The following is an 18,416-nucleotide window of genomic DNA, read 5'->3' as shown; positions in this document are numbered from 1 at the left end:
CTATCGCTCGAGGATGTTCACACAGGAGACGGCACCGGTGGCGTTGCGGCCGATGCCGATATTGTGTTGCATGCCGACTTCAGCGTCGGGAACCTGCACATCGCCTGCTTCTCCGCGGAGCTGCTCGAATATTTCGGCGATCTGTGCGACGCCAGTCGCGCCGATCGGATGCCCTTTCGACAACAACCCGCCGGAGGGATTGATCGGCTGTTCTCCGTCCAAGTGGGGGATGCCCTCGTCGATGTGAGATCCGCCTTCTCCCTGTTCACAGAATCCAAGGTCCTCGTAAGTGATGAGTTCCGTAATCGAGAAGCAGTCGTGAACCTCGGCGACATCGATGTCGTCGGGACCGTACCCGGAACGTTCGTAGGCCGTACTGGAGGCGTGTCTGGAGGCGGGGAAATTCGTCAACGCGAGGTCATCACCACGCTGGAACGAATCGGTGGAGAGTCCGTAGCCCGCGACACGGACCGGTGCGTCGGTGAACTCGCGGGCGCGGTCATCGCTGGCGACGAGGACGGCACAGGCCCCATCAGTTACCGGGCAGCAATCATACAGGTTCAGCGGATACGACACGGTCGATGACTCCTTGACGTCGTCGACGGAGCACTCGAACTGCTGGTGGGCATGTGGGTATTTCGTTCCGTTCTCGTGATTCTTCACCGACACCGCCGCGATCTGTTCGCGGGTCGTGTCGTACTGATCCATGTGACGGGTCGCACGCATACCGAAGAACGCCGGCATTGTCACGCCGCGTCCCCGCCAGAGCCGTTCGAGTGCCGCCCCGCCGATGAGGCCTTCCGTCGAGTCCAGCATCTTTTCGGCCCCGATCACGAGCGCGACATCGATGTCCTCGGCCTTGATTGCCTGGACGGCGTTTCGAAACGCATCGCTCCCGGTGGCACAGGCGTTGACGATGTGTGTTGCGGGCGTTTCGAAAAGTCCCGTCGCGTGTGCGACCGCGGCACCGGACGACCCCTCGTTTGCGATGTCCAGCGTGCCGTACCAGACGCCATCGATATCGTTCGTCGGATCGATCCCGTAATCAACGCTCTCGACGAGATCGAGGTACGCGCCCTCGAGTAAGTCCTCGAACGACCAGTCGTACTTCTCCCCGAAGTCGATGATACCGGCACCGACGACGTGTGCATCAGTCATCGTTTATCCTCCCTCGGAACCGAAAATTTAAAGGAATTGATCGGTCGAGCGCCCTCGTCGAAGAGTTCTCGAAACCGAACGTCGACCGTACAGCCGACCGAAATTTCGTCGAGTTCGGTTTCGGTCAACAGGCCGTACACGCGAGTCGGTTCGCCGGATCCGTCAGCCTGTGGGATGTCGATGATCGCAAGCGGTTGCGGAACTTCGATATCGTCCGGAAGGTACTCCTGTACCACGAACGTCTTGATCGTCCCGGACGATGCGAGGTCTACGTCCCGAAACTCCGCTGGTGCGTCCCCACACCGCTTACAGATTCGTTTCTCGTCCGGGAACGAAACGAACCCACAAGCCTGACACTCGAAGCCGACCAGTCGTTGATCCTGCCGTCTCGTCCGATGGTAGCGCGGTCCGCTCATGTATTCGGCACCCCCTGATACTCGTATCGTTCCCGTGAGTTCACGTGTTTCATGTATGGTACATACTCCTTCGTTTCGATCTGCTCCGAAACCGAAAGCCCGGGCCGTTCATCGGACGCATCGGTGACGGTGAGACGAAACGCGTCCGCACCGCCCTGTCCGTACGCGATAGCGACGAGAGAGTCCCCCGTCTCGGTCGATTCCAGCGCGTGTGCGATGTCGAGCAACAACGTCGCCGTGCCGGCGTACCCTACGTCGTTGAACGTCGAGAGTCGTTCCGCGTCGATGGACTGAAGCGCCGTTTGAACGAACCGATACCCCGGTGCACTGGCGACTGCATACTCGGGATCTGCGTCGGTTTCGGTTCGTTCGAGCGCCGTCGTCACGGCCGGTTGGACGCCGTGTCGACGCTCGAACCGGGGATCCCCCTGTTCGGCGGACTCCCCGTGTTCGCGGTGCCGCTCGAGAAAGCCAGTCGTTGCCTGTCCCACCGAATCGATCGTCGCGGCTGGATCGTCGCTACGTGGCCGAAGGATGAGCGCCCCGGCGCCGGCTCCCATTGTCTCCTCGTCGTCGCCCCCGGGTTCGACCGGCATGATGTCCGCGGCGGCGACGACCACCGGCTTCTCGGTAGCACGCACGTACTGTCTCGCCGTCTCGAGCGCGTCTGCGGCCGCACGCGCGGTCCCCCGGAAGTCCCCGGTTCTGCTGTCGGTCGGAGCACCGAGCCTGTATGCGAGTTGCGCGGCGACGCCATGTTCCGCGTAGTAATCGCTGACGCTCGCAGCGAAAACGGCCCCGATATCATCGGCATCGACGGCCGCACGCTCGAGGGCGGCCGTCGTTGCCTCGCTGGCCATCGTAATGTGGTTTTCGTCGCGGGATGGAACAGCGCTTTCACCCTGTCCGCTCCCACCGTGTTGGGCCGCTATTTCGCTTCGGGCGATCCGATACAACGGTACGTACCCCGCTGCGGCATCAATAGCGACCATTGGTATCAGCTCCAGTTGATTTTCCCATGGTATTACGCGTCATGATACGGTCGATTTTACAATAAATATGTGGGTACCAGTGACACCATCCGTAACGAAACGCCATCGGCCCAGTGTCGCTGACCGACGGTCGTCTCCGGACGGGGAAAGCCATCGATCCATCGCGTACTCGACGGATCCGAGACGCGCGTATATCTACCAGTCCTCCCGGGTCAATTCAGTCTCCCGTCCCGTTCTATAACAACCTTAGTTCGTTATTTCCCCTCGATAGATCGATCATAGTGTGAAAAGACACAACACTGGTTTCTTGAGACACGTTACCGAACATCGTTTTAGTCGATCAACGACGGTCGTGCCCCGGAGCGGACAGTTCCACGCGAACGGGTTCGAACCGGTTACGATGGGCTTGCGATCCGTCCTAATCGAGGGACGGTTAATTATCGGAAAAACTATTTGAGTCGACCCTGAACCGTTGTGTGTATGGAAGAAACGTTTGACACGGTGGAAGTCACGTTCAATGAGGAAACCGGTATCGGACATCTGACGCTGAATCGACCGGACGCGCTCAACGCGCTCAGCGGCCAACTCCAGGAAGACATCGTCGAGGGACTGCGCGTACTCGAAGCTGAAAACGAAAAACGGGGCGAAATCGCGCTTCGAGCGGTCGTCATCGAAGGAGCGGGTGGCAACTTCTGTGCCGGCGCGGACATCAGCGAATTCAGCGAAGCCAGCCCCGGAGACAGTTCCGAACGCGCCCATTACGACTTCATCATGGACTTTCCGGCACCGGTGATCGCCAAGATCACTGGCTACTGTCTCGGCGGCGGCCTCGAAACCGCGATGTCGTGTGACTTCCGGTTCGCCGCAGAAGATGCCAAGCTCGGTCTCCCGGAAGTCGATCTCGGCATCATCCCCGGCGCCGGCGGCGTCCAGTTCATCAGCAAACTGGCGAACCCCGCCGCGGCGAAAGAGATCGCTATGACCGGGGACCACATCAGTGCCGCTCGAGCGGAGGAACTGGGCATCGTGAATCGGGTCCCCGACGACATCGACGCCGAGACGCAGGACTTCGCCGAGAAAATAGCATCCAAGCCGCCGCTGGCGATCCAGGCGATCAAGGAGTCCGCCTCCGTGGCCACCCAGATGGGGCTTCGCGAAGGCCGACAGTACGACCGTCGCCTGTTCGAGCCGTTGCTCGAAACGGAAGACCACAAGGAAGGCGCCAAAGCGTTCGCCGAGGACGACTACGAACCCGAATTCACCGGCAGATAACGTCCGGTCTCGAGCAGCTTACCGGCCCCGCCTTCGATTTCAGCTCGTTCGAACATCGAACCCGTGGTTTCGAGGGCGGCTGAACATCCCCGCGTGGCAGGTGGCGTGACGGCTTTTACCGTCGTACGGCATGTACTCGATACGAGTTACGATCCGCGGACTTCGTTGAACGCCTGTGATATCTTATCGTTGTGTGGCAGGACTTGCGACCAATCGACCCAGACGAGGTTGTCGGGGTGATCAGTGTAATCGGGCAAGGACGTGATTTCCTCGGGCGGATCCGATATCGGGACCGGATAATCGATCTGGACCGAGAGGTCGACGAGGTTTTCCCGCTGGTACACCCAATCCAGCAGATCGTACACCGTCTCTTTGTTCTCGCTGGCCTCAGGAATGGCGTATCCCTCGCTGTGGGTGACGGCCCCTTCCTCCGGGATGAAGTACTCGATCGGAACGTCATCGGCCTGCAACGAGGCGACGCGGCCACCCCATGCCGAAGAGATGTGTGCCTGTTCTTCACGGAGGAACTGCATCTGCTGGTCGCCTGACGTCCAGTACTGGAACACGTTCTGGTGTTGGGCGTCGACTTTGTCGACGATCGCATCGAAGACGGCATCATCTCCGATCTGGTTGATATCTTCGCCCGCAGCCGCAGCGGCGTTCGCGAACCGTGCCGATGGGGTCGCGTGTAGCGAAATCAAGTCCCCGTATTCGCTTTGCTCGATCTCGTCCCACGAACTGAACTCGTCTACTAGTTCAGTGTTGTATGCCAACCCCTGAGACGAAATGTATCGGAACAGACCGTCCTCGTTCCCCTCGAGGAACGGAACGTTGTGCCACGCTTCGGGCAGATTATCGTAGTTCGGAATTTCTCCGTAGTCCAGGTCGGCGAGTAATTTTTCGTCCTGTCCCCGGAATCGGATGAACCCGCCCGACGAGGGGTTACAGAGGTCGATCCCGCCCGGATTCTCCGACACGACGTTTACCATCTCCGTATCGTCCGCGACGGACGTGTGTTGGACCGTGACGTCGTTTTCGTCCTCCCAGTCACTGATAACGTTTCTGAACGCCTCCTGCGTTACGCCGCCTCGTCCTAGGTACTGTAGGGTATCGCCACTGCCTCCCAGACAGCCGGCTATTCCGAGCCCCGTAGCGACAATACCGGTCTGAAGTACGCGGCGACGTGTTGGTGAATGCCTATCATGCTTTCGCATACCAACCTAATAGAGACTCCCATGCATATTATTTTCGGTCACCTAGTAGATTTCGAGGGGATATCGCGATCCTCAACTCCTTTGAGTGGAATGCCACTGGTTCGAATTTCGTTCTTGAAACGATATGAAACGCGATTTTCCTTACAACTGCGAGTGCGACCGATCGAATACGGCCGGTTTCCGGGCAAGACGGACAACGCGCACAGTCGTAGTATTCGGCAGCACTGAACCAGCAACCGGACCCCGTTCGACGGAATCGGTATGGCGAGAAGGAAGTAATACTAAGGAATAATTTTATTAGATCCGGGAGATAACCACCTGATGTGCCTGTAATTCACACACAGAGACGCGGATGGAACCGTACGGAGCGACCGAAATGACGACATCGCAGTTCAGCGTCGACAATAATACGGCGATCGTAACCGGATCCTCGAGCGGAATCGGGAAAGCGATCGTCGAACGGTTCGCGGATGACGGGGCGAACGTGGTCGTTACGTCCCGGGAGTTAGACAACGTCGAGCCGGTCGCGGACGAGATCAACGAGAGCGATTCGGACGGCCGAGCGCTCGCAGTGGAGTGCGATGTTCGAGACCGCGCTTCGGTCGAGGCGCTCGTGGAAACGACGGTGGACGAATTCGGTGGCCTCGACGTCCTCGTCAACAACGCCGGCGCGAGTTTTCAGGCCGATCCGGCGGACATCAGCGAAAACGGATGGAAAACGATCGTCGACATTAACCTGCACGGAACGTTCCACTGCTCGCAGGCCGCCTACGAACACATGCAGGACGACGGCGGTCGCATTATCAACATCGCGAGCGTCGCTGGCCAGCGCGGCTCGAGGCGCATGAGTCACTACGGCGCAGCCAAAGCGGCCGTCATCAACTACACCACGTCCGCCGCCGCGGACTGGTGTCAAGACGATATCCGGGTCAACTGTATCGCTCCCGGGCTGGTCGCGACGGCAGGCGTCCGATCCCAGATGGGGATCGACGGCGACGCGAACGCCATCGACCGCGAGTCGGTGGACCGGTCGATCGGTCGACCGGAGGAAGTCGCCGATCTCGCGCAATTCTTGGCGAGTTCGGCGTCGTCCTACATTATCGGTGAAACGGTCACAATAAAGGGAGCGCCCCGTCTCGAAGAGTAAAACCGTCGGAGCGACTTTTTTCGGCGCAGCACGAATCAAATGGAGTTTTCCGCCTAAACCGGGAGACGCACCGAAACCGACCGGCCCAGAAACGGAACGAATACGCGGTCCCTGTATGGGGGTGGGGACGTTAGTATCGAACGACCCCCGCTTGTCGCAGTTCCTCGAGTTCCGCAGCGGTGTACCCGACGGCCGATAGCAGGGATTCCGTGTGTTCCCCCTGGTCCGCAAGGGCTTCGCCCGCTCCCGACGCCATCTCGGTCGAGCGAGCGGGGAAGCCGATTCGCGGCGGAGCGTCGTCGGAGCGTTCGATCATATCGCGCGCGTCGAGTTGCGGGTGGTCGACCATCTCCGCAGGACTGTAAACGCCGCCAACTGCCGCGTCCACGTCCCCGAGCGCGTCCTCCCATTCGGCACGCGTCCGTTCCGCGAACAGCGCCTCCAGCTCGGCCCTGACCTTCGCGAACGAGTCGGGATCGTGTTCGTCGTGTGCGTCGATGAGGTGCTCCTTGTCGACCGCCTCACAGAACGCTCGCCAGAACTTCGGCTCGAGCGCTGCGATGGTGACCCATTCGCCGTCCGCCGTTTCGTAGCTATCGTACCACGGGAACTGGCCCGACAGATGGGTGTTTCCCGGCCGTGGTTCGTCGGGGTCGCCGGTCAGCGCTTGATAGGCGACCGACTGGGAGAACGACGCGACGACGTCGCTCATCGCGACATCGATGTACTCACCACCGGTGTTCCCGAGTTCTCGCGATAACAGCGCTTCGGTGATCGCGAACGCGGAAAACAGCCCGCCGCTCATGTCGCCGATCGGGTAGCCGGGCATCTGTGGCTTATCGGATGGCGACTCGCGGGTCATGTCGAGCAACCCGGCTAGTGCGACGTAGTTGAGGTCGTGGCCCGCGCGATCGGCCCAGGGGCCCTCCTGTCCGTATCCCGTCAGCGAACAGTAGATCAGCTCGTCGTTGTACGACCGAAGCGTATCGTAGTCGATCCCGAGCCGCTCGACCACACCGGGCCTGAACTGTTCGAACACGACGTCTGCGGTTTCGACCAGTTGATAGAAGGCCTCGGTTCCCTCGTCCGACTTGAGATCGAGTGAGACGCTCTTCTTGCCCCGGTTGACCATCTCGAAAATGGCACCGACATCCCGTTCCGAACGTGGTTCGCTGTGCCGAGCGTAGTCGCCAGCACCGGTATCTTCGACTTTGATTACCTCGGCACCGGAGTCCGCGAGTAGTTGCGTCGCATACGGGCCGGGAAGCAGTCGAGTCAAATCAAGTATTCGGACGCCATCGAGTCGCATAGTACGAGATGTATGTACCAGCACTTCAAAATAGGGTTTTGCGGCGAGCGAGGGGAAACCGGCATCGCGACCGAGCCTTGGTTCCCGTCGAGGGGAAGCGGTACCGCGCCCTCGAGAACGTGAGACGCGCGTATCACTGATTCAGGACCCGCCGTCCGCTCTTGAAGGGGCAAACGGGTTGCTCGGGATACGACGGTCGCGTCCCGCGTGCGACGTCGAGCGAGGGACGGAGAAACGGGACGGGTTCGAACCGTCGGCGGATTTCGGACGCTCGTTTCGAAGGGGAGACACCGAATAGAGAGGACGAGCCATAGTTTTACATTGACATGCGCGAATCCATAGATATGGAGTATCACGACTCCGAAACAGCGACGGAAGTAGCCGATCGGGTCGAGTCATTCATGGACGAAGTCGTTCTTCCCCGCGAACGGGAAGCGCTACGGACCAGCGAAGACATCACGAGAGACGAGATTGAGGAGCTATGGGAGATGGCAAAGGAACGGGACCTGTTCGCCCCGCAGATGCCGGAAAAATACGGCGGGCAAGGATTGGACTTCCAGGACATGCTGCCGTCGTTCGAGCAGGTCGGCCGATCGCTCATCGGTGCACGCTCGATTCGGGCGAACGCACCACACGAGGGGAACATGCACACCCTGGAGATGGTCGGGACGGAGGAGCAGAAAGAGGAATGGCTTCGACCGTTGGTACAGGGGGAGATCACGTCGGCGTTTTCGATGACCGAACCCATGCAAGGAGGGGGATCAGACCCGAAGATGCTCCAGACGACCGCGCAAAAAGACGGCGACGAGTGGGTGATAAACGGGCACAAATGGTGGACATCGGACGGGGTTGACGCTGACTTCTTGCTCGTGATGGCGCGGACGGACCTGGACGCGCATCCGTATGAGGGGACATCGATTATTCTGGTTCCCACGGACGTAGACGGCGTCAACATCGTCCGGAACGTCGGCCACCTTGGCGGACACGGGATAACCGAACTGGCGGGCGGACACGCGGAGGTCAAGTACGAAAATGTCCGCGTTCCGGTCGAAAACACGGTCGGAAACGAGGGAGAGGGGTTCACAATAGCGCAGATGCGTCTCGGTGGCGGACGGCTCACACACTGCATGCGATACTCCGGAATGGCCGAGCGGTCCCTGGATATCGCAAAGGCCTACATTAGCGAGCGGGAAGCGTTCGGATCCGACCTCTCGGAGAAGCAGTCGCTCCGCCATCGAATCGCGGACGCCGAGACGCGGCTTCACGCCGCGAGAACGATGGTTCGACACGCGGCTCGGGAACTCGACCGGAGCGAAGCGCGGACGGAAGTCGCGATGGCAAAGAACTTCACTGCGAACGTGACGAACGACATAATCGACCTCGCCGTTCAGTGTTGTGGCGGGAACGGAATCGGCAAGGATCTACCGCTGGCACACTTCTACGAGAACGTTCGACCGTTCCGTATCGTCGACGGTCCGGACGAGGTACATCGACGGTCCATCGCCCGCGTCGCGTTCGACGATATCAAAACGGAAGAGATGGAGAACGTGCTTCAGTTCGACGAAGATCGTCGGATCGATGCGCTCGACGAGTCGTAACCGACGACTGCGACACTGACGGGGGTACAGTTCCCACTGAAACGATTTATCACAGATCGCTACGCTGCTTGAGAGCAGATTACGGTATGCAATGATTGATCGAACGACAGCTGTATGATCAGTGTATAACCCGTTTCAGTGGCTACTATAGCGGGGCCACAATCGGAGTCACCTGAGCCGCTCGAGCCCGTCGACCCGTCAGTGAGGGACCGCGTGGATACCACCGGTTGCTCTCGGAGACGCCGACGGAAGCGACCGATCGCTGTCGTGTCTACGGATGCGAAGGGATAAGGCAATTCGTGGATAATGGCAACATGCACCTATGAGGGATTTCGACAATTTCAACGTTACCGTAACGGATGACGGAATCGCTAGACTTGCGATCGATAGCCAAGCAGCGATGAACTCCCTGAGCGACGGGATGACTGAAGAGCTACTGTGGCTCGCGACTGAACTCGACGAAGACGAATCGATTCGGTGTATCGTCCTTCGGGGATCCGACGGTGTCTTCTGTGCCGGCGGAAACATTTCGTCGTTCGAAGAGGACTCGAGCGCTGCTGGGAGACTTCGACGCGGTGCTTCCATGATAAACGATGTCGCCGTCCAGTTGAAACGCGGTGAAACACCGTTGGTCACCGGAATCGACGGACCAGCTGTCGGAGCCGGATTCAGTATCGCGCTACTGGGCGATATCACGTTGATGCACGAGGACGCGTACTTACAGTTCGGCTATTCCAGAATCGGCCTGACCGGCGACGGATCCGCGACGTTCTACCTCCCACACCACGTCGGTCTGCAGGAGGCAAAGCGCATCGCGTTACTCAACCAGAAGATCTCTCCAGCGGAAGCAGCGGACATCGGTCTCGTCACGGAGGTCGCAACCGACGACGAATTCGAAGAGAGGCTCACGGAACTCGGCGAAACGATCGCGGCCGGTCCGACGAAAGCACTCGGTAAGATATCTCGAATGCTGGAGGAATCGTATGCACGCCAGTTACCCGATCAACTGGCCGAAGAAACGGAACAAATCGCAAACGCGTCAAAGACGGCTGATTACGTCGAAGGCGTAACGGCGTTTAAGGAAAAACGCGAACCATCGTTCGAGGGACAGTGAGCCGGATCGAACGTCCGGCAGGCAGGAAATGCACGAATCACTCTCGTGAGCGCCGAGCGCGATCGACGGATCGCCAGCCGGTAGGTGGTCCCCTTCGAGAGACGATACCCGCACGAGACCTGTAGATTCTGCCAGGCCGACTATCGAGTCGCGTGATCCGGAACTCAGGTAGAATAACATACACAATGATTAATAGACGGGGTGAACTATAGGGGGCCGTGTGGATGATAACCACGATAAGGCCTTCCAAAGAACTGAGGGACAGGGACGGTCGGACGTTGGGCGCGGTTAGCTGGACAGAGACGACGAAAGAAGCGGCAACTACGACCGACGTAGAAAGCGTACGCGTACTCCAAGACCCATGCTAGAAGTAAAAAACCTAACAAAGTACTACGGCGATCTGCTCGCAGTCGATGACGTATCCTTCCGAATCGAAGAGGGAGAATTTGCCACGCTGCTTGGACCAAGCGGTTGTGGGAAGAGTACGACACTCCACATGATCGCGGGGCTTGTCGAAGCTACCTCGGGCACGGTACACCTACGCGGGAGCGATGTCTCGGATACGGAACCGTACAACCGAAACATCGGGCTCGTGTTTCAGCATTCGGCGCTGTTCCCCCACATGACCGTCGAGGAAAACCTCCGATACGGGCTCAAGATGCAGGGGTTCGACAGCGATCACGACGATCAGATCGCCAAGTACCTCGAGATGGTACAGATGACGGACCACGCGGATCACAAGCCGGGCGAACTCAGCGGAGGGCAACAGCGCCGGATATCGTTTGCACGAGCGCTCGTGTACGAACCGGATATCCTGTTGCTTGACGAACCGCTTACAGGCCTCGATCGAGTCCTTCGCGAGGAGATGCGAAACGAAATCCGAGAGATTCAACAAGAGGTCGACGTCACGACCCTCTCGGTCACGCACGATCAGTCCGAAGCGCTGTCGATGTCGGACAAGGTTATCGTGATGAACGAGGGACGGAAAGAGCAGGCCGGCGCTCCCCAGGAGTTGTACGAAGAGCCGGAAACTCAGTTCGTCGCCGAATTCCTCGGTCAGTCGACGAAATTCGAGGGGAAAGTCGCCGCGAACGACCCGCCCATGGTCCGTGCTTCGAATCAGGAAATCCAACTCGCCTCCGACATTGACACGGACAGGCTGGACGGCGATTCGCTGTCACTGTACGTACGGCCGGAAAAAATCAATATCAGTACGGCCGAGAAGGCAAACGGAACGAGCAATACGTTCGTGGGAACAGTCTCCCACGTCGAATACCTCGGTCATCGGGCCGAACTCGAGGTGACGCTGGACGACGAAACGACCGTCACCGCCTTCGGCAACGCGACGGAAGAGTACGCAGTCGGTGACGAGATCGCGGTCCAGTTCGATCCGGAGGGGGTGACCATCGTATGAAGTTCGGAGCTGTCACACTTCCGGACTTCTCCGTCCCCGAGTGGGTGCGCGGTCGATCGTCCCCGAAACTCCTCGTCGGACTCGGGCTCGGCTGGCTCACGCTGTTCTTTATCGCACCGGTGATCGTGCTATTCGTCGAGAGCCTCAACTTTGGGGGCGGCGATCTCTTCGCCAACTACAGAGACGCTCTGAGCGGCGTCTATTTAGAAACGCTCGGCCGAACACTCTACTACGCACTGATCACGACGGTCGTGTGTCTGGTCCTCGGCTATACGATAGCGTACTTCATCGCGTTCAAAGCTAAGCGTCAGTTCGCCATGCTTGCGTTAGTGCTGTTGCCGCTGTGGATTGCGATTATTATTCGATATTTCGGCGTCTCACTGTTTTTCCTCCCAACGGGCCCAGTACAGCAGCTATTCGGGACCGATTTCGGAGTATTATTTACTACACGAGGTGTCGTCATCGGCCTGGTTAGCGCATTACTCCCCTTCGCGATCCTTCCGATGTACAATTCGATACAGTCGATCGACGATGAATTGATTTACGCGTCGGAAGTTCTCGGTGCGACGCCGTTGTACACGCTGCGGACGGTCATCATCCCGCTCAGTCTCTCCGGTGTCGTCGCCGCCGCCTTGTTCGTGTACATTCTCGCGGCCGGATCGTATTTGGCGCCGGCACTGCTCGGAGGGCCGGCCGACTTCATGATGGCGAACGTGATCGAGCAATCGTTCACGTACGACCTTGACCTCGCTGCGACGATGTCGGTGGTGTTCACAGTGACGCTTCTCATTCTGATCGGCCTGTTCAACCATTACGCCAATATCTCGGAGGTGCTAAGCGACCTATGATGAAGCGACTGAGACGGCTGTCGTTCTATCCGGTCTTACTGGTCGTCTACGCGATATTGTTAGTGCCGGTGATCGTCGTCATCGCGACCTCGTTTACCGTGCAGTCGTCCCCCACGCTGCCGACTAACGGCGTCACGCTGGAGTGGTACAACACCCTCTTCCAGAACTTCCGACTCCGAAACGCGATGGTAGTCAGCGTGATCGTCGCGACGGCGACGGCGATCCTCTCTGGTATTATCGGAACGATCACGGCGTTTGGCTTCGTCCGAAGCGATATCCGAGCCAAAGAGACGCTCGCAACGGTCATGCTACTTCCGCTCATGATTTCGCCGGTAATCACTGGAGTTGCGTTCCTGCGATTCAGCAGCCACCTCTCGATCCCTCGAGGGCTTCCGCGGATCGTGATCGCGCACTCGGTTCTCGCGCTCCCGTTCGTTTTCCTCATCGTTCGGTCCCGCTTGCTGACGTTCGACGAACGGCTCGAAGATGCATCGATGGCTCTGGGGGCCAATAAATGGGAGACGACGGTCAACGTCACCATCCCCATCATCGGTCCCGCGCTGTTAGCCGGCATGCTGATGGGATTCGTCATCTCGTTCGGGGAGTTCACCGCGACGCAGTTTCTCATCACACCACAGACGACGACGGTCCCAATCATTATCTTCAATCAGATTCAGACGGGACTCAGTCCCGAGGTCAGTGCCCTCGCGACGACGCTCGTCGCCGTGATGATCATCGTCAGCGTCATCGGCGATCGATTGGGGTGACTCCAGATTCCGCCGACCCCCTCTCCCGCCACATTTCCGGTTCCTCGATCGCCGCTCTTTCTGCCGTAACCGGCGGACCGCCGAGCGAACACGAAACGGCGTCCCGACCTACCGTATCGGTCCTCGCTACGATGAGTGACGTCCTACGGGTGACGTGGCAGAACAAATGTAGGATGGACGGAACAAGACAGGGCACTCACGTGGACGGATCGACGACGAGTTTGCCGACGGCATCCCGATCGACCATGTCGGCGAACGCCTGATCAGTGTCCTCGAGCGGGTAGCGCTGGTAGATCTCCGGCTCGAGTCGGCCGTCGGCAACGAGGGTGACGAGCCGTTCGAGATCCGTCTGGGTTCCCATAGTGCTCCCGATGACCCGCTTCTGATTGAGAAAGAGATCCCCTAACTCGAACGTCGACGTGGGACCTGCCGTTTGGCCGCAGATCGCCATTCGACCGCCGCGGCACAAGACATTGAGACCGACCGCCGAATACGGGCCACCGAGATGATTGACCGTTACGTCGACCCGGCCCGTGTCGAGCACCGCTTCCCGAATCGCATCCGGATCACCGGACTCGATGAGTCGGTCGGCGCCAAGTGTGCCCACCCGATCGAGTTTCTCCCGCGACGTCGACGTCGCGATCGTACGAGCGCCCAGTATGTCCGCGAGTTGGATCGATGCGACGCCGACACCGCCGGTCGATCCGGGGACGAAGACCGTCTCACCCGGCTCGACGTTTGCCTCCGTGAGCATTCGGAACGACGTCATGTATGCGGTGGGGAGCGCTGCGGCCGCCGTCGTCTCGACCGTCTCCGGCAGCGGTATCAGTCGATCGGCCTGCACTGCAGCGTACTCCGCGAGACCGCCATGAGAGAGACTAAACTCTTCGCAGTAACTTTCAGGTCCGTCACGACAGTACCGACAGGAGCCACAGGTCTGGTTGGGACAGCGGAGAACGCGGTCCCCGGGCGCGACGGCCTCGACCTGACTGCCGACCGAAGACACGGTGCCCGCGACATCGATTCCCGCAACGTACGGCAAGTCATCCTCACCGACCCAGTGGTCTCCCTGAAGGACCCATAGGTCGTGGTGATTTATTGAACACGCCTTGACCTCGATGACGGCCTCTGCGGGGCCCGGTTCCGGCTTGGGTGCCGACTCGATCGTTACGCGTTCCGGACCACCGAATCCAGTGATCGCTGCAGTGCGCATGACTGTTTGCTTGAACGCCGGGAGGATATATCTACCGTTCATCGGAACGACTCTACTGGCTTTGGCCGCAGCGTTCCCTCGAGACGTGTCGAACGACGACGGAGAAAAGCAGCGAGTCGAACGCGCCGACCGATTTATATGATATCGAAGAGGTGGCCGGCGACCCGGCGCTTCTGGATCTCTTCGGCACCTTCCGTTATGCGGTACCGGCGGTGGTGGCGATAGATGTGTTCGAACGGTTTGTGTCGGCTGTATCCGACACCGCCGTGGACTTGCATCGCCTGATCGGCTGCCCGGCAAACGAGGTTATTCGCCGTGTAGTTACACATAGCGACCAACTGGCTGATCGAGGAGCCGGATTCGGTAATCATCTCGCCTTCCTCGTCGAGCGCGGCTGCCGTTTTTCGAACCGTGTTTCGCAACATTTCCGCCTCGGTATGCAACTCGGCGAGCGGGAACTGGATCGCCTGGCGGTTCGCCAGGGGTTCTCCCCACGTCTTCCGCTCTTTGGCGTACTCGACTGCCTCGTCGATACAGAACTGCGCCGCGCCGAGACTGGCAGCCGCCTGTCGGATACGGCTCTCGTGAACGAAGCGCTGAGCCACGTGGAGGCCTTTTCCCTCCTCGCCGATGATAGCCGAATCCGGGACGCGAACGCCGTCGATCGACACTTCCGCGTGGTCCGTCGGCATGTTGAACGTCCACCAGTAGTAGTCGACCTCGAACCCGTCCGCGTCCGTCGGGGTCAGAAACGCCGTAATGCCATCGCCATCGCCGTCCTCACCGCTGGTCCGGGCGAATACGAGATCGTAATCCGCCGTGTGCATCCCGCTGTTCCAGCGTTTTGTACCGTTGATCACCCACTCATCGCCGTCTTTCTCGGCCGTCGTGTCCATCCAGGTCGCATCGGATCCGTGGTCGGGTTCGGTGAGACCGAACGCGACCGTCGTTTCGCCAGTAATCACATCCTCGATCATCTCCTGCTGTTCGTCGGTCCCGAACCGATCGAGAATCTGCGGGAACTGGTGATTGCCGACGACGGAAGCTTCGGTCTGAAGAACGTTGTAGAGCCCCGGACCCTTGTGCGCGAGGTGTTCGCGAATAATCGCCATGCCGAGGTTCGATCCGTCCATTCCACCCATCCGTTCGGGAAGCGCGTAGCGATAGTATCCCGCCTCGTCGGCTCGAGATCGCATTTCCTCGAGCAACGCCTCCCACTCCGCTTCCGGAACGCCGTCTTCCTCCCAGTTCGTCCGGGCGTATTCCCGACGCTTGTCGAAATACTGAATGTGCTCTTCTTCGAGGGGTTTGATTTTCGTTTCGATAAACTCATCGAGTTCGTCGAGCAAGTCAGCTACTTCTTCGGGTGGACGAGTGTCCATGGTAGATAGTCACAGTTCCAACCCAAATAACTTCCCCCGAAGGAATTCAGTTTGACTGTTGACACACGGTACCAGTCGGATAGCACCACGACGATAGCGGAATCGCAACCGAAAGAGGGTATGTCATAGTAGCTACTGAACGTCACTGCACACCTGATCGCACGACTGCATTGTGATCAGTGTGGAAATCGCTTCAGTGGCTACTACAGTGGCTCTCGAATCGATGGACGGAACCCACGCGTGAACTTCCGTCACTACAGTGGGCAGTAATCGTCGGAGCCGTAACGTGAACGGATCTGGACGGGAACGAGAATACCGAGTATTGTATAACACACTAAGTTCGTTATAATAGGCGCTGGTAACAGGTAGTGGTACAGATTGACAACCAATGGCATTCGTGTAGCACAACACCGGTCCGGCACGGACGGAATGAAATGTGTTGCCCCCCTCGATTGCGTTCGATCCTCCTATAGTAACAACTGCAACGATTTACACACTGATCGCACAGCCGTCGTGCGATCAGGTGTGCAGTGACTTGCAGTGGCTACTATATGACACGCCTGCTCCCAGAGCTGGAGTACGAGGAATGTATCCGACTCCTGAAGGTGAGAGGGGTCTGATACCCGTTCCATCGATCGGTTTCCGAAATGAGAACAGCGCGACCGCCCAAAGGACGCAATCGACTCCTCGAGCTCGAGGCCTCAGCGGGGGTACTGGTTTCCGCGGTGCGGGACCACGGAGACTAGCGAGACGGCGAGGCCCTCACGGCGTCGTAGAAGGTTCCCGATTCATCCGTCACCGACTGCACAAATCACGTTACTGTCAGCGGGGTCGCCCCTGTGCCGGCACTAGGACGGAGTGTCCACGACATCAGTCTTCGAGAGCGGACCGCTTTATTTTCCCACTCGCCGTCTTCGGTAACGCTTCGAGAAACGCTACTTCACGGGGATACTCGTGTTTCGACAGTTCGGAACGAGCGAATTCCTGAATTTCCTCGCCGAGTTCGTCGTCGGGGCTGTACTCGTCGACTAGCGTCACGTACGCTTTGACGATGTTGCCACGGGTGTCGTGATCCGCGCCAACGACGGCCGCCTCCTCGACTGCGGGATGGTTGAGCAACGTGTCTTCGACCTCGCCGGGACCGATACGGTATCCGGCCGAGATGATGACGTTGTCCGCTCGGCTAACGTACCAGTAGTAGCCGTCCTCGTCCTCCCTGGCTAGATCGCCCGTCCGAAGCCACAGCCCGGTGAAGGTATCAAGCGTCGCCTCGGGTCGACCCCAGTAGGACCCCTGGGCGTTTTCGTCGCGTTTGACCGCGACCTCACCGACCTCGCCCTGGTCGACCTCGTTGCCGTCGTCGTCCAGCAGCGCAACCTCCGTTCCGGGGAGGGGTTTCCCCATGCTCCCCGGCTTCACCTCCCAGTCCTCGAATGCGTAATTGCAAACGATCATCCCGCCTTCGGTCAGGCCATACGCGTCTTGGGGCGGTGCGCCGAGTCCGTTTTCACACCAGGCGACCGTCTCCTGGTCGAGCGACTCGCCCGCGGAGATCAACACGCGGAGATCGATGTCGTACGACTCGAGATCGATACCGCCTGCACGGGCCTGACGAAGGGCCGTCGGCGGAATCATCGCGTTGTCGACGTCCCACTCCTCGAGCGTCTCGAAGAAGGTGTGCGGATCGAACTGCCCGCGATAGCACCCGATCGCCGTTCCGCGAACCCCGGACATGACCGTTCCCATATTGAGGCCATACGACCAGGACGGAGAGGCGGCGACCAGATAGACGTCATCGGGGCGAACGTCAGCCACGTACTCCGCGTACGCGTGGAGTTCGACCACTCCTCGATGGCTACTCAACACGCCTTTCGGTGCACCGGTCGTGCCGGACGTGTACGTCAACGTGTACGGGTCGTTTGGGTGGGTCTCGACGCTGTCGAACGCGTCAGAGTGGTCGGTGACCGCATCGTATCCGTCCACCGTCGTTTCGCCGTCGACGGCATCGTCGTCCCCGCCGTCGACAGTGACGACTCGCTCGAGTGTCGAGATCGTGCCGTCGAGGTCTTCGCAACCGTCCGTCGTCGTAAACAGGACGGAAGCTCTGGAGTCCTTGAGACGGTAGTTGAGCGCATCCGGACCGAACATGGGCGCAAGCGGGAGGTAAATCCGGCCGGCTTTGATCGTCCCGAAGACGACAGCATACAGTTCGAACAGCGTCGGGAGCATCGCGCCGATCCGATCGCCGCGATCCGTATGCGACTCGAGGTAGTTGCTCACTCGGTTCGCAGCGGCATCAAGTTCGGCGAAGGTGTAGCGTTCGGTCTCGCCGGTGTCGAAGTCTCGAATTCGCAGCCCGGTTTCGTCCGAATCGGCGTGACGACCCAGCGCCTCGTCCGCGATATTGAGCGATGACTTGTCTCCGACATGAGCATTGTCGTTCCAACTCTGTTCTTTCTCGTACTGGTCGAACACCGCGTCGTACACACTCTCGTATGTCATATACTGACTCTTACACGATTATGCTATATTATTCCTCGGGTCGTAGTTAACGAACTGGCGTCTCCGATTC

General features: G+C 59.2%; 15 protein-coding genes. 7 read left to right on the top strand and 8 right to left on the bottom strand.

All coding sequences use genetic code 11. From position 1 onward, the window contains the following. Genes CP556_RS17255 through CP556_RS17245 form a run of 3 tightly spaced genes read right to left on the bottom strand, consistent with a single transcriptional unit; the run spans position 1 to position 2,566 of the window. Positions 1-1,158: a thiolase family protein gene (locus CP556_RS17255; protein WP_098726733.1), complete on the bottom strand. Its 1,158-nt coding sequence runs from the start codon at positions 1,156-1,158 to the stop codon at positions 1-3. Then, positions 1,155-1,574 carry a Zn-ribbon domain-containing OB-fold protein gene (locus CP556_RS17250; RefSeq protein WP_098726732.1) on the bottom strand — a complete coding sequence of 140 codons (420 nt, stop codon included), beginning with the start codon at positions 1,572-1,574 and terminating at the stop codon, positions 1,155-1,157. The genes CP556_RS17255 and CP556_RS17250 overlap by 4 nt, the downstream gene beginning before the upstream one ends. Next, entirely contained in the window at positions 1,571-2,566 is a 996-nt protein-coding gene (locus tag CP556_RS17245; RefSeq protein WP_141551703.1) for a hydroxymethylglutaryl-CoA synthase family protein, read from the bottom strand. Before CP556_RS17245 ends, CP556_RS17250 begins: the two co-directional genes overlap by 4 nt. A gap of 480 nt (positions 2,567-3,046) precedes the next feature. Here CP556_RS17245 and CP556_RS17240 point away from each other — a divergent pair, with 480 nt between their 5' ends. Continuing rightward, positions 3,047-3,838, top strand: coding sequence for an enoyl-CoA hydratase/isomerase family protein (locus CP556_RS17240; RefSeq protein ID WP_098726730.1), 792 nt, complete (start codon positions 3,047-3,049; stop codon positions 3,836-3,838). A 146-nt stretch (positions 3,839-3,984) separates the two neighbouring features. Here CP556_RS17240 and CP556_RS17235 read toward each other — a convergent pair whose 3' ends face one another. Further along, positions 3,985-4,965 (bottom strand): ABC transporter substrate-binding protein, encoded by a 981-nt coding sequence (locus CP556_RS17235; RefSeq protein WP_255291526.1) that lies wholly within the window; start codon positions 4,963-4,965, stop codon positions 3,985-3,987. A 463-nt stretch (positions 4,966-5,428) separates the two neighbouring features. Between CP556_RS17235 and CP556_RS17230 the strand changes: the two genes are divergently transcribed. Continuing rightward, complete coding sequence (locus CP556_RS17230) at positions 5,429-6,199, top strand: SDR family NAD(P)-dependent oxidoreductase (protein ID WP_098727461.1); 771 nt, start codon at positions 5,429-5,431, stop codon at positions 6,197-6,199. Positions 6,200-6,329: 130 nt separating this feature from the next. Here CP556_RS17230 and CP556_RS17225 read toward each other — a convergent pair whose 3' ends face one another. Beyond that, positions 6,330-7,508 (bottom strand): CaiB/BaiF CoA transferase family protein, encoded by a 1,179-nt coding sequence (locus CP556_RS17225; protein ID WP_098726728.1) that lies wholly within the window; start codon positions 7,506-7,508, stop codon positions 6,330-6,332. A 344-nt stretch (positions 7,509-7,852) separates the two neighbouring features. Between CP556_RS17225 and CP556_RS17220 the strand changes: the two genes are divergently transcribed. From CP556_RS17220 to CP556_RS17200, 5 genes are all read left to right on the top strand, one after another. Continuing rightward, the gene (locus CP556_RS17220) at positions 7,853-9,106 is read left to right on the top strand and encodes an acyl-CoA dehydrogenase family protein (RefSeq protein ID WP_098727460.1); all 1,254 of its coding nucleotides are present in this window, start codon (positions 7,853-7,855) and stop codon (positions 9,104-9,106) included. Between the two features lie 322 nt (positions 9,107-9,428). Continuing rightward, complete coding sequence (locus tag CP556_RS17215) at positions 9,429-10,220, top strand: enoyl-CoA hydratase/isomerase family protein (protein WP_098726727.1); 792 nt, start codon at positions 9,429-9,431, stop codon at positions 10,218-10,220. Between the two features lie 361 nt (positions 10,221-10,581). Next, a complete protein-coding gene (locus tag CP556_RS17210; RefSeq protein WP_098726726.1) occupies positions 10,582-11,634 on the top strand; it encodes an ABC transporter ATP-binding protein in 1,053 nt (350 codons plus the stop codon). A gap of 125 nt (positions 11,635-11,759) precedes the next feature. Next, positions 11,760-12,482: an ABC transporter permease gene (locus CP556_RS17205; RefSeq protein ID WP_255291495.1), complete on the top strand. Its 723-nt coding sequence runs from the start codon at positions 11,760-11,762 to the stop codon at positions 12,480-12,482. Then, a complete protein-coding gene (locus CP556_RS17200) occupies positions 12,479-13,249 on the top strand; it encodes an ABC transporter permease (protein WP_255291494.1) in 771 nt (256 codons plus the stop codon). The genes CP556_RS17205 and CP556_RS17200 overlap by 4 nt, the downstream gene beginning before the upstream one ends. 196 nt (positions 13,250-13,445) lie before the next feature. Here the strand turns inward: CP556_RS17200 and CP556_RS17195 are convergent, their stop codons facing one another. The 3 genes from CP556_RS17195 to CP556_RS17185 all read right to left on the bottom strand — a co-directional run bounded on the left by CP556_RS17195 (position 13,446) and on the right by CP556_RS17185 (position 18,346). After that, positions 13,446-14,462, bottom strand: coding sequence for an alcohol dehydrogenase catalytic domain-containing protein (locus tag CP556_RS17195; protein WP_098726724.1), 1,017 nt, complete (start codon positions 14,460-14,462; stop codon positions 13,446-13,448). Positions 14,463-14,596: 134 nt separating this feature from the next. Beyond that, the gene (locus CP556_RS17190; protein ID WP_098726723.1) at positions 14,597-15,844 is read right to left on the bottom strand and encodes an acyl-CoA dehydrogenase family protein; all 1,248 of its coding nucleotides are present in this window, start codon (positions 15,842-15,844) and stop codon (positions 14,597-14,599) included. 870 nt (positions 15,845-16,714) lie between these two features. Continuing rightward, on the bottom strand, positions 16,715-18,346 hold the full coding sequence (locus tag CP556_RS17185) for an acetate--CoA ligase (protein ID WP_098726722.1): 1,632 nt from the start codon (positions 18,344-18,346) through the stop codon (positions 16,715-16,717). Positions 18,347-18,416: the final 70 nt, after the last annotated feature.

Origin of the sequence: Natrinema sp. CBA1119, assembly GCF_002572525.1 — an archaeon.
Lineage (GTDB): Archaea > Halobacteriota > Halobacteria > Halobacteriales > Natrialbaceae > Natrinema.
Note: the sequence above shows the minus strand (reverse complement) of the source record. Positions and strands in the feature narration are given on the sequence as shown.

Excerpts from the sequence above, each read along its gene's own strand:
- CP556_RS17255 (WP_098726733.1), bottom strand. The coding sequence starts at position 1,158 with ATGACTGATGCACACGTCGTCGGTGCCGGTATCATCGACTTCGGGGAG.
- CP556_RS17250 (WP_098726732.1), bottom strand. The coding sequence starts at position 1,574 with ATGAGCGGACCGCGCTACCATCGGACGAGACGGCAGGATCAACGACTG.
- CP556_RS17245 (WP_141551703.1), bottom strand. The coding sequence starts at position 2,566 with ATGGTCGCTATTGATGCCGCAGCGGGGTACGTACCGTTGTATCGGATC.
- CP556_RS17240 (WP_098726730.1), top strand. The coding sequence starts at position 3,047 with ATGGAAGAAACGTTTGACACGGTGGAAGTCACGTTCAATGAGGAAACC.
- CP556_RS17230 (WP_098727461.1), top strand. The coding sequence starts at position 5,429 with ATGACGACATCGCAGTTCAGCGTCGACAATAATACGGCGATCGTAACC.
- CP556_RS17225 (WP_098726728.1), bottom strand. The coding sequence starts at position 7,508 with ATGCGACTCGATGGCGTCCGAATACTTGATTTGACTCGACTGCTTCCC.
- CP556_RS17220 (WP_098727460.1), top strand. The coding sequence starts at position 7,853 with ATGGAGTATCACGACTCCGAAACAGCGACGGAAGTAGCCGATCGGGTC.
- CP556_RS17215 (WP_098726727.1), top strand. The coding sequence starts at position 9,429 with ATGAGGGATTTCGACAATTTCAACGTTACCGTAACGGATGACGGAATC.
- CP556_RS17210 (WP_098726726.1), top strand. The coding sequence starts at position 10,582 with ATGCTAGAAGTAAAAAACCTAACAAAGTACTACGGCGATCTGCTCGCA.
- CP556_RS17200 (WP_255291494.1), top strand. The coding sequence starts at position 12,479 with ATGATGAAGCGACTGAGACGGCTGTCGTTCTATCCGGTCTTACTGGTC.
- CP556_RS17195 (WP_098726724.1), bottom strand. The coding sequence starts at position 14,462 with ATGCGCACTGCAGCGATCACTGGATTCGGTGGTCCGGAACGCGTAACG.
- CP556_RS17190 (WP_098726723.1), bottom strand. The coding sequence starts at position 15,844 with ATGGACACTCGTCCACCCGAAGAAGTAGCTGACTTGCTCGACGAACTC.
- CP556_RS17185 (WP_098726722.1), bottom strand. The coding sequence starts at position 18,346 with ATGACATACGAGAGTGTGTACGACGCGGTGTTCGACCAGTACGAGAAA.